The organism is Mucilaginibacter sp. KACC 22773, assembly GCF_028736215.1.
GTDB lineage: Bacteria > Bacteroidota > Bacteroidia > Sphingobacteriales > Sphingobacteriaceae > Mucilaginibacter.
In genome coordinates, this window is sequence record NZ_CP117883.1 from 3665234 (window position 1) to 3681199 (window position 15966).

The 15966-nt window shown below is 45.8% G+C and carries 9 protein-coding genes; 7 read left to right on the forward strand and 2 right to left on the reverse strand.

Translation table 11 applies throughout. The annotated features are described in order from the left end of the window. Positions 1-98: 98 nt before the first annotated feature. From PQ469_RS15190 to PQ469_RS15220, 7 genes are read left to right on the forward strand one after another with little or no spacing between them, the layout of a single operon-like run. The gene (locus PQ469_RS15190) at positions 99-1265 is read left to right on the forward strand and encodes an iron-containing alcohol dehydrogenase (protein WP_274213732.1); all 1167 of its coding nucleotides are present in this window, start codon (positions 99-101) and stop codon (positions 1263-1265) included. Between the two features lie 6 nt (positions 1266-1271). Continuing rightward, positions 1272-2204, forward strand: coding sequence for a dihydrodipicolinate synthase family protein (locus PQ469_RS15195; RefSeq protein ID WP_274213733.1), 933 nt, complete (start codon positions 1272-1274; stop codon positions 2202-2204). Beyond that, positions 2201-3247 (forward strand): 4-hydroxythreonine-4-phosphate dehydrogenase PdxA, encoded by a 1047-nt coding sequence (gene pdxA / locus PQ469_RS15200; protein ID WP_274213734.1) that lies wholly within the window; start codon positions 2201-2203, stop codon positions 3245-3247. The genes PQ469_RS15195 and pdxA overlap by 4 nt, the downstream gene beginning before the upstream one ends. Continuing rightward, on the forward strand, positions 3244-4392 hold the full coding sequence (locus PQ469_RS15205; RefSeq protein ID WP_274213735.1) for a four-carbon acid sugar kinase family protein: 1149 nt from the start codon (positions 3244-3246) through the stop codon (positions 4390-4392). Before pdxA ends, PQ469_RS15205 begins: the two co-directional genes overlap by 4 nt. Before the next feature lie 12 nt (positions 4393-4404). After that, positions 4405-5988: a sodium:solute symporter family protein gene (locus PQ469_RS15210; RefSeq protein WP_274213736.1), complete on the forward strand. Its 1584-nt coding sequence runs from the start codon at positions 4405-4407 to the stop codon at positions 5986-5988. Between the two features lie 32 nt (positions 5989-6020). Next, entirely contained in the window at positions 6021-7445 is a 1425-nt protein-coding gene (locus PQ469_RS15215) for a sialate O-acetylesterase (protein ID WP_274213737.1), read from the forward strand. 1 nt (position 7446) lies between these two features. Further along, positions 7447-9774: a DUF5703 domain-containing protein gene (locus PQ469_RS15220; protein WP_274213738.1), complete on the forward strand. Its 2328-nt coding sequence runs from the start codon at positions 7447-7449 to the stop codon at positions 9772-9774. 394 nt (positions 9775-10168) lie between these two features. Here PQ469_RS15220 and PQ469_RS15225 read toward each other — a convergent pair whose 3' ends face one another. Then, on the reverse strand, positions 10169-12214 hold the full coding sequence (locus tag PQ469_RS15225) for an aceric acid hydrolase (protein WP_274213739.1): 2046 nt from the start codon (positions 12212-12214) through the stop codon (positions 10169-10171). Between the two features lie 330 nt (positions 12215-12544). Further along, positions 12545-15952 carry a glycosyl hydrolase gene (locus tag PQ469_RS15230; protein ID WP_274213740.1) on the reverse strand — a complete coding sequence of 1136 codons (3408 nt, stop codon included), beginning with the start codon at positions 15950-15952 and terminating at the stop codon, positions 12545-12547. Positions 15953-15966: the final 14 nt, after the last annotated feature.

Sequence of the window (15966 nt, forward strand, 5' to 3'; positions counted from 1 at the left end):
TGCGCCTTTACACATCTTTGTTTCATACCAAGTATACAATCAGTCCGGTACTTTCAAGAGTGTGGTTATCAATTTTCAACAGCGTATATCTATATATAATGATACAAACAGATAGTGCCCTCAGGAACATAAAGGTAAGATTTCCGGGGCAAATTATCATCGGAAAAAATTCAATAATTGAACTGGCCGACGAAATTATTGGTGCAGGGCACGTTCATGTATTAATTGTTACAATTGATGTACTTTTAACAACCATTGGCCCGGTTATTAAGCAGTTACAACAAAAAGACATCAAGGTACAGGTAAATACATCGATAACCCGCGAACCCTCTTATGCCGATATCTACAGTTTATTAATAACCGCATCAGGCCAGCCCGTTGATGCAGTTATTGGCATTGGCGGCGGTAGTGTGTTGGATGCAGCCAAGGTAATAGCTGCACAAATAAAAAATGATCAAACCATAAATGAAATAACAGGTAATGGCCTGCTCAAAAAACGGGGCGTTAAATTGATATGCATACCTACTACTGCCGGTACCGGCAGCGAAGTATCGCCGAATGCCATATTAATTGACGACACTGATAATCAAAAAAAAGGGATAATCAGCCCATACCTTGTTCCGGATACCGTGATAATTGACCCGGCATTAACTTATAATTTACCGCCGGATATTACGGCAGCTACAGGCCTTGATGCCCTTACCCATTGCCTTGAAGCTTACACTAACCTATTTGCACATCCTTTTATTGATATGTACGCTTTTGAAGGCATTAGGCTTATTGCTGCCAACCTTCCAAAAGCAGTTAGTGACGGCGCAGATGAAAACGCACGCGCCCAGTTGGCCATTGGCAGTATGCTTGGCGGCTTTTGCCTGGGGCCGGTAAATACCGCCGGGGTACATGCCCTGGCCTATCCTTTAGGCAGCATGTTTCATATAGCCCACGGGTTGTCAAATGCATTGTTGTTGCCTTATGTTATGCGCTATAATGCTATATCTGCACCTGCGCGTTATGCAGATGTTGCAAGAGCATTGGGCTGCAATAGCCTGGGTACCGACTTAGAAACAGCATATGCCGGTGTTGACAAAGTACGCGGGCTTATTAAACAATGCCATCTCCCCGAAAAGTTGAGTGACGTGGGTGTACCCCGGTCTGCCATCCCCGCCATGGCAGCCGATGCAATGAAGATTACCCGGTTACTTAAAAACAATCCCCGAGCCATAACCATTAGCGACGCGATAAATATTTATGAGGAAGCTTATTGAAATAAAATGAAACAAAAAAAGAAATACAATGGCTTGGTAGTGCCAACCATAACACCGTTAACCGAAAACTACAAGCTCGATCATGAAGCAGTCGAAAAGATTTTTGACAATATTTTCAACTATGGCGGTGTGCCATTTATATTGGGTACCACCGGCGAAGCACCGTCGCTGCCTGACGATGTAAAAATTGATTTCATAAAACTTGCTGCCAGGCTTAAACAGCCTAACAAACTTATTTACGCCGGCATTTCATCAAACTGCCTTGCCGAATCCATTGAAATGGCAAAAAAATGCGCCGATGAGGGAATTGATGTTGCGGTAGCTCACGTACCTGCATATTTTACATTAACGGAGTACGAAATAAAAAAATATTTTGAAACCCTGGCTAATAGCATTCCTTTGCCGCTTATTATATACAACATACCGGCAACAACCGATGTATCTATCCAGCTAAACCTGCTTAACGATTTAAGCTATCACGAAAATATAGTTGGGACTAAGGACTCTGAACGGAATTATGACCGGCTGCAGCAATCAATTAAGTTATGGGCAAATCGCGCTGATTTTAGCCACTTTTTGGGATGGGGAGCGCAATCAGCCCATGCTTTGTTCACCGGCGGCGACGGCCTGGTGCCAAGCACAGGAAACCTGTTTCCTGATATCTATTATAAAATGATTGTTGCTGCCGATAACAACGACGAGCCATCGGCATTAAGGCTGCAAAAACATTCCAATCTTGTGGGCGATTTATACCAGGGAAAGCGTTTGTTAGGTGAATCGTTGGCTGCTTTAAAATCATTAATGGAAAGCGCTGGTTTGTGCCGGTCTGTTTTAATGCCGCCGTTACAAAAGGTAAGTGCCGAAAATGCAGCTCAGCTACGGGAAGGGCTCCAAAAAATTGCTACCCGCGAAAACCTTAATTTACCAATTTACCAATGATCAATAAAAAACCAATTATAGGCATTACTATGGGCGACCCTGCGAGTATAGGGCCCGAAATAGCTATAAAGGCCCTGCTTACCAAACGATTGTTTGATATATGCAACCCTGTAATTATTGGCGATGCTGCTGTTTTTAATGATATTATTAAAAGGCTTGATATGCAGGCCATCATCAACCCTATAAAAAACATAAAGGACGCCGCCTTTATTTACGGCGAGCCTGATGTATATGACCTTCAAAATGTTGATATGAGCCAGCTCCGTTTTGGCGAAATATCGGCTATGGCGGGTAATGCATCTTTTGAGGCCGTAAAAAAAGTGATTGATCTTGCCCTTGCGGGGGAGGTTGATGCTACAGTTACCGGGCCCATCAATAAAAAATCGGTAAACGAAGCAGGGCATCATTTTGCCGGTCATACAGAAATATACGCGCATTTTACTGGTACAAAAAAATACGCCATGCTGCTGGTTGAGGATAATATGAAAGTGATCCACGTTTCAACCCATGTATCGTTAAGGCAGGCTTGCGACCTGGTAAAAAAAGACCGCATTGTACAGGTAATTGAACTGCTGCACAATGGTTTGATGCAATTAGGCGAAACCAACCTCAAAATAGGCATTGCCGGTCTTAACCCCCACGCGGGTGATTCCGGTTTATTTGGAACCGAGGACAACGAGGAAATACTGCCAGCCGTACTGGAAGCCCTTAAAGCCGGTTACGATGTAGAAGGCCCTATACCTGCAGATACCCTGTTTTCAAAAGCTTCAACAGGATATTACGGCGGCGTAGTGGCCATGTATCACGATCAGGGGCATATCCCCTTTAAGCTTACCGGCTTTAAATGGAACGCGCAAAAACAACAGATGGACAGTGTAAAAGGAGTGAATATTACCATGGGACTGCCTATTATACGCACTTCGGTTGATCATGGTACGGCTTTCGAAATAGCAGGAAAGGGAGTGGCCAGCAGTGATGCAATGATACTGGCTATTGAATCGGCCGTACAGCTTAGCAAAAACAGGATAACGCAAAACGCATGATAGCCGTAATAGCAGATGATTTAACAGGAGCAGCAGAACTTGCCGGTATTGGCCTTGGTTATCAACTAAAAACAGAGGTTAGTACCGTTGTTGATCCAAACTGTAAAGCCGACCTGCTTATCATTGCAACCAATACACGTTCATTGCCCGAAGCTGAAGCCAGCCACATCATGGCCGACCTTACTATTCAATTGATGTTGCTTAAACCAAAGCTCATCTTTAAAAAGATAGATTCTGTTTTACGCGGCCATATTTTAAATGAAATTGAAAGCCAGTTAGCGGTTTCCGGATTAAAAAGGACATTAATTATTCCGGGCAATCCATTACATGAAAAAAAGATTGTTGACGGCATTTATTATTATAGAGATGAGCCGATACACCTTAGTGATTATGCCAATGATCCGGTATTTCCGGCAATAACATCAAATGTTAAAGAAATGCTAAGGGCCGCCAACTCCATAAACTTATTAAAAACCGGGGAAGAATTACCGGAAACCGGCATTATGGTTGGTGAGGTATGTGATGAAATTGATTTAAACTATTGGGTTGAACAAGCTGACGGTGATACGCTTTTAGCAGGTGCATCGGGTTTATTTAACAACCTGCTTCAGCATCTTTTCCCTGCACAACCGGCTGGTTATTCATATCCTGGCTTGCCAGGCCGGCGTTTGTTTGTATTTGGCAGCACATTTTACCAGGGCAAACTTGCGGTTAATAATGGCTTTATGAACAATATAGCTGTACATTATGTGCCAGCTGCCATCATTGGCAGCGATGATGACAAGCAAATAATTTTTCTGTTTGCCAGTCACGTTGCCACAAGTATTATCAAGCAAAACAATGCTATAATCGCCATAAATCCTGAATCTCTCAGCGGCGTAAAAATCGATCCCGTTTTATTAAGCCATAAAATAGCGGCCATTGTAAAACAGGTAATTCAGTATACTACCCTAAATGAATTGTTAATTGAAGGTGGTGCAACTGCATGGTCGGTTTTAAATCGGTTAAATGTTAAAAAATTATTGCCTGTTACCCAGTTAGCTCCGGGTGTCATCCGCATGAGCATACCCGGCGATACCCGATTATATGTAACTTTAAAGCCCGGCAGCTATGAGTGGCCCGCCCCGGTTTGGGTAACCAATTAATTATACCTGATTATGAAACATGAAACCCTGCACCTGGCAGATTATATTATTATAGCATTAGCGCTGGCCATTTCACTAACCATAGGCATAAGGTTTTCAAAAGGACAAAATTCAACCAAAAAATACTTTGTATCGCGTGGGTCAATACCTGCCTGGGCAATTGGTATGTCGCTTATGGCTACGCTCATCAGTAGCGTAACATTCCTTGCCTACCCGGGCGAAGGTTTTTCATCAAACTGGATCCTGCTTGTACAGGGTTTAATGGTACCCATAGTATTGCTTTTAATAGTATGGTTTATTGTGCCACTTTACCGCGAAGTTATTGGGGTAAGCACCTATGAATATTTCGAAAAACGTTTCGGCACTTTTGCCCGTTTTTATAGTTCAATAAGCTTTGTGCTAACTCATTTTTCAAAAATGGGCACTGTATTTTTTTTGCTGGCCCTTGCCCTCGCCAATATGACAGATACCAATACCTACGCCATTATCTGGATTATTGGATTTGTAATTATTGTTATTACCCTCATTGGCGGTATTGAGGCCGTGATCTGGGCCGATGTGGTACAGGGTTTCCTGCTGATAGGTGGCGGCATTGTATCATTTATTATACTCATCTGCTCTATAAAAGGCGGCCTGCCCGAGCTTTGGCATATTGCCGGTATCAATCATAAAAACAATTTTGGCCCCTACACCTGGGATTTCAAAAAGCTCACTTTTATAGTAATGGCCATTAACGGGGTATTTTATGCCATACAAAAATATGGCACCGATCAAACCATGGTGCAGCGTTACCTGACGGCCAAAACAGATAAGGCGGCCATCCGGGCCTCCATAATGGGTGTTGCCCTTACGGTTCCGTTATGGGCGCTTTTTATGTTTATAGGTACGGCCTTGTTTGCTTTCTACCAGCAAAACCCCTTACCGCCAGGCATTAAAGCCGATGCAGTTTTCCCGTATTTTATCATGAGCAAGCTGCCTACCGGTGTCATTGGCCTTATATTAGCGGCGTTAATATCAGCTGCCATATCAAGTCTTGGCGCCGATCTGAACTGCCTTTCGGCCATCGGGGTTGAAGATTATTACAAAAAGTTCAGGCCAAATAAAACTGATAAAGAATACCTTAAAGCAGGCAGGTGGATAGTAGTAATTGCAGGCATCGGCGCCATAATGATTGCCTCGCTTTACCTGCTTGCAGGTGATGAGGGGGCTTTAGGCATCGTATTCACCTTGTATGCCATATTTTCGGGAGGGATTGCGGGTATATTTTTGTTAGGCCTGTTCAGTAGCCGTGCCAACCGGCAGGGGCTTAATATCGGGATAGCAGCCTGTATCGTATTTACGGCTTATGCCTTTTTAACATCTACCAAAATTGGCTTAGGTGATCAAAAGCACATCCTGCTCGATCTGGAAGAATACAACTTTAATCAGCATAAATACATGCTGGGCGTTTACAGTCACCTGGTTGTAATCATTGTCGGATCGATAGCCAGCCTGTTTTGGCCTAAGCCTAATATCAACAAAAACCTGCTTTTCAGCGGCTGGCTTGAGGCTAAACGCGCCGGTAAGATTGGTAAGCAACATGAGGTTACAGCTTAATACTGTTGATCGGCGCGCTATAAATAAAACGAATGAAGAAATTAATCATCCTGTTTGCCCCTATCTTATTTTTATATGCACCTGCAAACGCGCAGGTAAAATTGGCTTCCTTGTTTACCAGCAATATGGTATTACAGCAGCAAAGTAATGTACCCATCTGGGGATGGGACAAAGCCGGTTCCAGTGTAACAGTGAGCACCTCCTGGAATAAAAAAAGCTATAAAACCAGGGCAAACGCCGGCGGTAAATGGATGGTAAAAATTTCAACCCCGATGTATGGAGGTCCGTATACCGTAACCATCAGCGATGGTAATTCCATAAAACTTGATAATGTACTTATTGGCGAAGTTTGGCTCTGTACAGGGCAATCAAATATGGAGATTCCGATGAAAGGGTATAAAAGCCAGCCTATCAGCGGTTCGGCTGATGCCATATTAAGATCGGCAAACAGTAATATCCATATCTACACAGTTCCCCGTTCATCTGTAACCGAAGCGCAGGAAAACAGTAAACCGTCCGAATGGCATGTAGCCTCGCCGGAGTTTGTGGCTAATTTTAGCGCCACAGGTTATTATTTTGGCCGCCTGCTTAATGATATATTGCATATCCCCATAGGCCTCATCAGCGATTGCTATGGAGGCTCAAGCGCCGAAGCCTGGATGGATGCTGAGGGATTAAAAGACTTTCCCGAAATAAAGATCCCAGCCAAAACAGACTCCATTAAAGCGGTATCACGCACGCCAACAACGCTATTCAATGGCATGCTTAACCCGGTTATTGGTTACGGCATTAAAGGCTGTATCTGGTACCAGGGCGAATCAAACTACGAACGCCCCGATCAGTATGAAAAGCTCTTCCCGGCTATGGTGAAACGCTGGCGCGGGTTATGGCAGCAAGGTGACTTCCCTTTTTATTACGTGCAGATAGCACCCTATGATTATGCCCAGCTTCCGCCGTACAATTCGGGCGGCAAATACAATTCGGCTTACCTGCGCGATGCCCAGCGAAAATCATTAAATATAATCCCCAATAGCGGTATGGCCGTACTGCTTGATGTGGGCGAACAGGCAACTATTCACCCTCCACGGAAAGAACCGGCAGGTACGCGCCTGGCTTATCTTGCCCTTGCCCAAACATATGGCATAACCGGCTTCGACTATGCAAGTCCGCTGTATAAGGCCGTGACCATTGAAGGTAACAGAGCCACTATCAGGTTTGAGCATGCCGAAAATGGCCTGACAGCATACAACAAACCGCTCCAATACTTTGAAATTGCAGGGAAAGATAAAAGATTTTACCCGGCGCAGGCAGCTATTTCGGGTAGTACAATTGTAGTATCTTCACCATTGGTGAAAGAACCTGTTGCTGTACGCTATGCTTTCAACGATTTTGTAACCGGCGATCTGTTTGGTACCAATGGACTGCCCGTATCTTCATTCAGGACCGACGATTGGTAATATGAAAAAGCTATGGTTGCTTATATTTATATTATGGGGCGATGTTGCCTCTGCACAAACCAATAAGGGGATTGAACAATATAATGTTACCTGGGCAAGCCAAAGTCAAAATTCAGGCCAATCCATGCCTTGTGGCGGTGGTGATATAGGCTTAAACGTATGGGTTGAAAAAGGCCAACTGTTTTTCTACATAGCCCGTAGCGGCACGTTCGATGAAAATAATGCTATGCTCAAACCTGGCCGTGTAAGGGTAAAACTCTCCCCAAATCCTTTTGATGGCACCGAATTTAAGCAACAGCTAATACTGCAAAACGGAGCGGTGCTTATCAGAGGGAAAAATGGCGGTATCAACGCCGAGGTAAAGCTTTGGGTTGATGTATACCGGCCGGTGATCCACCTGGAGATCAACAGCAACAAAGCCATAAAAACAGAGGCAGCCTTTGAAAGCTGGCGATATAAAGACAGACTTGTAAAAGGTGTTGAAAACAACCAGGGTTCATGGAAATTTGGTGCGCATGGTAATGTTAAAACGCTAAAGGATTCAATCGCTTTCCGGGATGGCGGTATTGTGTTTTACCACCATAATCTTGATTCTACCATATTTGATGTAACTGTGAAGCAGCAGGGTATGGATGCGGTGAAAGACCAGCTGTTTAACCCGCTTAAAAATCTCACTTTTGGCGGTTTAATACTGGGCAAAAACCTTAAAGCCGCCGGCACTTATAGCGGTAAGTACATGGATACTGATTTTGAAGGCTGGAAACTGCAAAGCATTAGTCCTACCCGTACCCAAAACATAGCTATCTATCTTAATACCACACAAACAGCAGCTGTTTCCGAATGGCAAAATAACCTGCAAAAAAGCATACTTGATGCCGATGCCCATAACAAAACCGCCTGGCGGCAAACAGCCAATTGGTGGCAGCAATATTGGGATAGAAGCTTTATCTACATCAACCCTAAAAACAACCAGGACACCGCTGCATGGCAAACCGGCAAAAATTACCAGTTGTTCAGGTATATGCTGGGCTGCAATGCTTACGGGGAGTACCCCACAAAATTTAATGGCGGACTTTTCACCTACGACCCGGTTTTTGTAAGTGAGAAAACCAGTTACACACCCGATTTTCGCAACTGGGGCGGCGGTTTGATGACAGCCCAAAACCAGCGACTGGTTTATTTCCCGATGCTTAAGAACGGGGATATTGATATGATGAAACCGCAGTTCGATTTCTATCTGCGCTCCTTACATAACGCCGAACTGCGCAGCCAGGTTTACTGGGGGCATAAAGGGGCGGCTTTTACCGAGCAACTGGAGAATTTCGGACTGCCAAACAGCGCCGAATATAACTGGAAACGCCCCCTTGGTTTTGATAAGGGCTTGGAATACAACCAATGGCTGGAATATACCTGGGATACCGTTTTTGAGTTTTGCCTCATGATGTTAGAAACTGAACGGTATGCCGGTAAAGATATCCACCAGTATATTCCCTTTATCGCGAGTTGTTTAACATTTTTTGATGAGCATTACCAATACCTTGCCCGTAAACGCGGCAGCAAACCATTGGATGGCGATGGCCATTTGGTATTATACCCCGGATCAGGAGCCGAGACGTTTAAGATGGCCTATAACTCCAATTCTACCATTGCAGCTTTACAAACCATTACCCGGCGTCTGCTGGCTTTGCCCGATAATTATTTAGACAAAGATGAACGGTTAAAATTAGCCGGATTTTCAAAACGCATCCCTCCTGTTACTTATCATGAAATTGACGGGCATAAGGTACTAACTCCTGCAAAGTCATGGGAACGTGTGAGTAACGTAGAGAGCACCCAATTTTATACAGTTTTTCCCTGGGGTATACACGGCATTGGCAAACCAGGGTTAGACGTAGCCCTTAACAGCTGGAAATATGACACCCTTGCAATCAAATTCAGGAGTGGTGTGGGTTGGAAACAGGATAACATATTTGCAGCGCGGTTAGGGCTGACCAAAGAAGCCGCCGAACTAACCACCTTTAAACTCAAAGATTCCGGCAGGCGTTTCCCGGCTTTTTGGGGACCAGGTTTCGATTGGACACCCGACCATAATTGGGGAGGTTCGGGCATGATTGGTTTGCAGGAAATGCTGATGCAGGTTGACGATAAAAAAATCTACCTCTTCCCGGCATGGCCAAAGGATTGGGATGTACATTTTAAGCTGCACGCACCTTACAATACAACAGTCGAGGGTATTTTGAAGAACGGAAAAGTGGCAAATTTAAAGATCGTCCCGGAGGAAAGAAAGAAGGATATTATACTGATGCTTGAAGATCAAAAAGCAAAATAGTAAAGTCCGGAAAGAAGAAAAAAAGCTTCGCGATGGAACCGATATTCCATCCCCTTTGATGTTCCGTTGACGCACCTTTGAGATACCTTTTGATACACCTTCCATGCACCTTTGATACACCATTGAATACCTTTCTATCGCCGATGAATTTTAGTTAAATATCTAAAAATAAATAGTTTAAGCAGATTTTTAATCTTCGGAAGCTTACTTTTCTTTTTAAAAGTAACGTATAGGCCGGGCGGTATACAAATTTACAAAAATTTGGGCTATTTTTAAAATTACCAGGCCTTAAAAATGAACTTAAAAGCACACCAACCAAACTTGCGAAGTTTTTGAAACTTCGCAAGTTTTAAATCGCCCTTGCCGAAACTGCATAAAACCTTTTACCTAAAAACTACCTGTCCAGCGGGATCCATGTTTCCATATCTACATGGCCACGGTTGCCCCAGGCATAGTAAGGGATCAGCCTTACATCCACAGCGTTTTGTTTTGGGGTTGATACTTCCTTGTAAAGCTGGTTTTTCCAATTGGCCTCGTTACGCACATCGGCTTTGCCGGTGAGGCTCATGATACTGCTGTTATCTATCATGATCATTTCCGGTTTCAGTTCGTTTTGGGCCGATAAAGCAATATTGAATAGTTTTTGCCCTTTGGCCAGATCGGCCGACTCCAGGCAATACACCACGGGTCCACGTTTCACGGCTACCTGGTTGCGGGTTTCCTCAACCAGTGGGTTAGCTTCCATCATGGTTACCGGCATGGGCAGGTTAAGTTCTATTACCATGCCTTTTCGCCATACTGCATTTAATTGCGTGTATGCACCTGGCGATGTGTCCAGCTGCGGTACCGGCTGCCCTGCCATTTTAATGCCGGCCCCTTTACACCAACCCGGTATCCGCAGAAAAATGGAAAACGCTTTATCGCCCGGCACCTCATCCAACCGGATAGTAATTTTGCCATCCCAGGGATAATTGGTAGTTTGTGTAAGCTTAATTGGGGTACCATCTTTTAACCTGGCTGATAATGTGTTGCCTCCATACAAGTTAAACCACAGGCCCTTGTCGGATACACTATAGGCATAATCGCTCACCTCGGCTATAGTACGCACCACATTCGGCGGACAGCAATTGGAAAGCTTGATATACCCCACCCTATCCTTCGACCACCGTTGGCTAAAGGGCAAATCATCCGAATAGCTCAGCGGATTAGTGTACAGGAAATTCCGCCCGCTTAAACTGATACCCGATAGTACGCTGTTGTACAGCGCCAGCTCCATCACATCGGCATATTGGGCTTTGCCGGTAATTTGCAGCATCCGCCAGTTCCATAACACGTTGCCTATATTGGCACAGGTTTCGTTATGCGCGGTAAAGTTTGGCAGCTGGTAATCGCGCCCGTAGGCCTGGTGCACTTTCTGCACATCATTGGGGTTATAGGCTGTACCATCGGGCGATACGCCGTCGTACAGCGAGCCGCAGCCACCTGTTATATACATTTTACGGTTTACCACGTCGTTCCACATCAGGTTTAAAGTATGCATAAGGGTTGTATCGCCTGTTTCTGTGTACACATCGGCGGCGCCAGCAAAAAGGTAATTGGCCCGCACCGCATGGCCCATAGCCTGGGTTTGCTGCCTGAAAGGGATCCTGTCCTGGTTATCATCGGTACCGTTCTCCATCAGGCCCCTGATGTTGATCAGGCTTTTAGCCAGCTCAAGGTATTTGGGATCGCGCGTAGTGCGGAACATCTCGATCACCCCCATATAATGCGACGGACAAATAGCATTCCGCGCCAGTTCCGGCGATGCCGTTTTGTAGAATTTGTAAAGGTAATCCGTTGCCTTTATGGCTACTTTTAATAAGGTGGTTTTACCTGTTGCCCGGTAATGCACGCAGGCAGCAGTCATTAAATGGCCCAGGTTATAGGTTTCAAAGTTGAGCCTGTTGTTAAATGCTTTTTCCTTGCCGGTATGCTTGCGCTCTTCAATAATTGTAGGTGTATGAATGTAGCCGTCCGCACGTTGTGCTTTGGCAATCACGGTGATGGTTTTATCCATCAGCTCATCTAATTTAGCATCGAGCGTTGAGGCATACATACTGGCAACCGCCTCAAACAGTTTGTAAAAATCCCCATCATGAAAGGGCGGCCCTTCATGCGAGCCGGTATCCAGGCCGGCGGCTATCTCGAAATTTCGATAAGCGTGACTGATCTTCGGATCGGTATAAACGCGCCACAGGTTGGGGATCATGGTATCGCGGCAAACTTTAAACCTATCGGCCCAGAAGCCGTTCGTCCAGGTTACATTACCCATATCCACACTACTCAATTGAGCAAAGGGACTTTTGGTGGTGTTAACAAGCGATTTATTTTGAGCATAGGATATTTTAACCGCTGACGCCAGGCACAACAAAATCCCTGCACATTTCCATATATTTTTCATATTCGATATTTTATTCCTTTTTAATATACTGCCGAGTCGACTCACCCCGACGAGGCTACGCCCGTCTGCCCCTCTCTCCGGCTTCGCCGCATAGAGGGGCTATAAAACAAAATTGAGCTTCACCCTCTTTGCGGCGCAGCCGGAGAGAGGGTGGCCCAGCGAAGCGTCGGCCGGGTGAGTCTTCGTCGGCGTTCCACCTACATGCTATCCCCTTGAATCTGGGATGCCGAAATATTCGGCATGACCACACATTTAGCAATAAGTGCGTCATCCTGAACTTGTTTCAGGATCTCATAGGACGGTAGCATACATACTTACCAATTTCCTTCCCTATCGTACCCATACCAACCTTACAGGTCCCAATAAACCGGCGGGCAACAAAGCTTTCCCTTCTAAACGGTATGGTGCGTTTGTCCATGTAATTCTATCTTTTTCGGGTTTGGCATGGTCACCTACCAGACGGTTGGCCCAGGTATTGGTTACTTCGATGCTCAGTTTGTTAGTGCCGGGTTTTATTGCCCTTGTTATATTTACCCGGTAAGGGTAAGTCCAGGCCACGCCGCAATCAATACCATTTACATAAACCTGTGCCATGTTGGCGACCTTCCCCAGGTCGAGCCATGTTTCGGCCGCGACACCTCTATTAACAAAAGTTTGCTTATAGATTGCCGTACCCGAATAATATTTAATACCATCCTCCGGCCGTTCGGTCCAGCTATCCAGCTTATCAAACATAACAGGCATTGCCGGACCGCCAAGCTTAGGGTCAAAACTAAGTTCCCATTGTGCTTTAAGCGTTTGCAATAGCGTTTCCTTTTTGCTTTTAACATGATGAGCCACTTTAAGTGGGCCAGCACCTTTTTTGAGCACAACAAACACAGATCCGTTTGCTGCCAGTTGCAAAGGCAAAACGGTGCGGCCCTTTATTAGCTGCCAATTGGCAGCTAAAACATTTTTGCCGGTTAAAGCATCCCATAGTTCGGGGCTGCCTTTTGTTGATCTTAGGGATAATTCAATCTCCCGCGGCGGCTCCTGCTGGTTGGATATAAAGTAAACATCAAAACCGGGCGCACCGCGATGTGTCCAGGCGATACCATCAGCGTAGTTCCCTGCAGGGTCTTTAACGATCACATCACGCGTTATGCCTATTTTATCAAAAGTTTCCTCTTTATATGGTCCAATTAAAACTTTGCCCTGGGTGGTTTGGTCTTTAGCCGATGCCCATAATGCTTCGCCGGCTTGTTTCACCTGCGCGTCATCGGTCATGCCATTAGCCTTTAAAGGTTTGTTATTCATCAGCACAGTTGCGCCATCGTTAACCAATTGCTGCAACTTTTTTACAACCTCCGGTGACATTAAACCCGGATCGGGCGACATGGGATGCGCGCCCGGAATTACCAGCATGGCATAGCTTGCACCGCCGGGGAGCTCGATCCTGCCATTCTTTACGGTGGCCAAACGCAGCAATGCATCCCGGTTAAAAGAATCATAGGCATAACCATGTAAAGGATCATTCCAGTTTTCGGGCAAAGCCATATTGGCCGAGTGGCTGGCATCTGAGGTGCTGCTTACTATCGGTACGCCTTTGTTGGCCAGCCTCTCGGCTTCCTGTTTTACTCTTTCGGCGCCAAAGATGCCCGGCAAGGTGCCAACTAACCTATCGGGCAAAATTGCCCGGCGTGGTGTTTCTTCACCGGTAAATACGGCTATATCGGTAACAGGGTGTCCCATTTGTAATAATGCCTGGCAACGCTGAAGGTAGTTGAACCATGCCTTACCGGGTTTCCACCAGGTTTGATCGCGCTGAAAAAACACCCCGATGCCATCCAGGGTCATCCCCGGTTTACGGTCGGGCCAGGGATTATGCACATTTACGTGAAATACCAGGCGGTTAATACCAAGGGCAAAATTGCGGTCGGCCATAGTTTTCAGCATAGCCGGGTGCTCATCCCATAGTAACCTCAACTCGGTAAATGCCTCGGCCTGGATAATATTTTTACCATAAATATGCCCCCCGGATATCGCATCCAGCATATCATTAGGCTTATCATGCGTAGGGCTGCGGAACCAAAACTCGCCCATCGGGATATCAGCCTTGCTGTAGTGCAGCATGCCATCGCTTACCATAGTTGGGGCTACGCTTTCGGCAGTAAATTCGCAGCCTTTTTCATGGGCCAGTTTGGCCATGGTGCCGTAAAAATTATCAACCAGTAATTCGGCAATGGTTTGGCGTACATCATTTAATACCTTTTCAGATACATCAGCGCTTTGCACTGGCACACCCGCCATTACCGGCAGGTAAGGCAACAGATCATATCCCCGGCGCTTTTTAAACTCCCCGGCAAAAACCGGCGACCAGTTTTGGCTGCCGCATTCCCAGCTATCAATGTGAAAAATCTTTAAAACCTTTTTTGCAAGATCGGGCCCGCCCTGCCTGATGGCCTCGCCAAACCAATGGTCAAATTGTACTTTGGCTGCTTCGGGACTAAACTTATCGCATTCCAAACCGCTGCCTGCACCACCGGTAGCGTTGGTATGGCCTGTTGAGGTGTGGCCTATGCGCAGTATTGTCCAGGTGCCTGCCGGCACGTCCCAGTTGAGCTTACCGTCGGGGCTTAATTTATCCGTAAGATTAATGATCCTGCTTTTATCAACACAAAGCTCACCGGGTAATTGTGCTGCTGTGGTTCTTTTACTTACGCGCCATACTTCGCCGGTTTTGCTTTCATACTGATGAATCCGCGCTTCGGATGATAATTCGATACCCGATAATTTTAAGGTAGGTTTCCATTTGGCAAAGTCAAGGTCCTCGGCACCGGGCTCTGATCCCGCTTTATCATAAATAAACCTGAAGTATTTGGCTGTAGTAACAGGAATTCCGTTGGTGATCTCCGAATCCCCATCCTGCCAGCCATGCCGCGGAGGATTAAGCCTGCCTAAGGACTTGAAGTTTTTACCATCATCACTAACCTCGATAAGCAAACGTTCTGCCTGGTAATTGCTGGCCGCGGTATGGATAACAAGTGAGCGGCAGGTAAAAGGTTTTTGAAACTCCAGCTGGATCCAACAGGGCTCATTGCTTGTAAAACTCTTTTTATTGCCTTTCTCCGCAAGATATTGAACATCGGTATTGGCAATACTGGTGCTTACTTTAGGTTCAGCATCATAACTGCTGATACCCTCACCCTGCGGATACGGATAGGCCAGTACTTCGATATCCTTATAGTAATTTTTGTAATGTGACGGAGTTGGTAAAGTATCCCCATAAACTTTACCACCCGCTACTTTAACTTTCGACCAAACCACTTTTTGCATCGATAGTTCGGGTGTGATCCATGGCCCGCCTGCAAGCGCGAAACCATCACAATCATGCATAGCCAGTTTAACACCTATCCTGTCGGCCTCCAGCATGGTAAATTTCACCATGGCCCACCATTCCGGTGTCAACTGTTCAACCGGTGGAGTTAAGTATGGCGGATTTGCGGCTCCTTTTATTGGCATAAGATAAGCGCCGCCAATGCCTGCCTGCTTCATAGCCTGCAGATCGGCAGTGATACCCTCACGGGTTACCGCGGCCTGCATCCAGTACCAGAACACCCAGGGTCTCGCCGCCTCGCCGGGATGCAGAAAGGCCTGTTTTAATTCATCTTTTGTATAGGAAACACTCCGCACCTGGGCGCTGCCCTGCAATGCGATGCAGCAAATACATGTATAAAATACCAGGATGAACCTTTTCATAAACATCAGTTAAA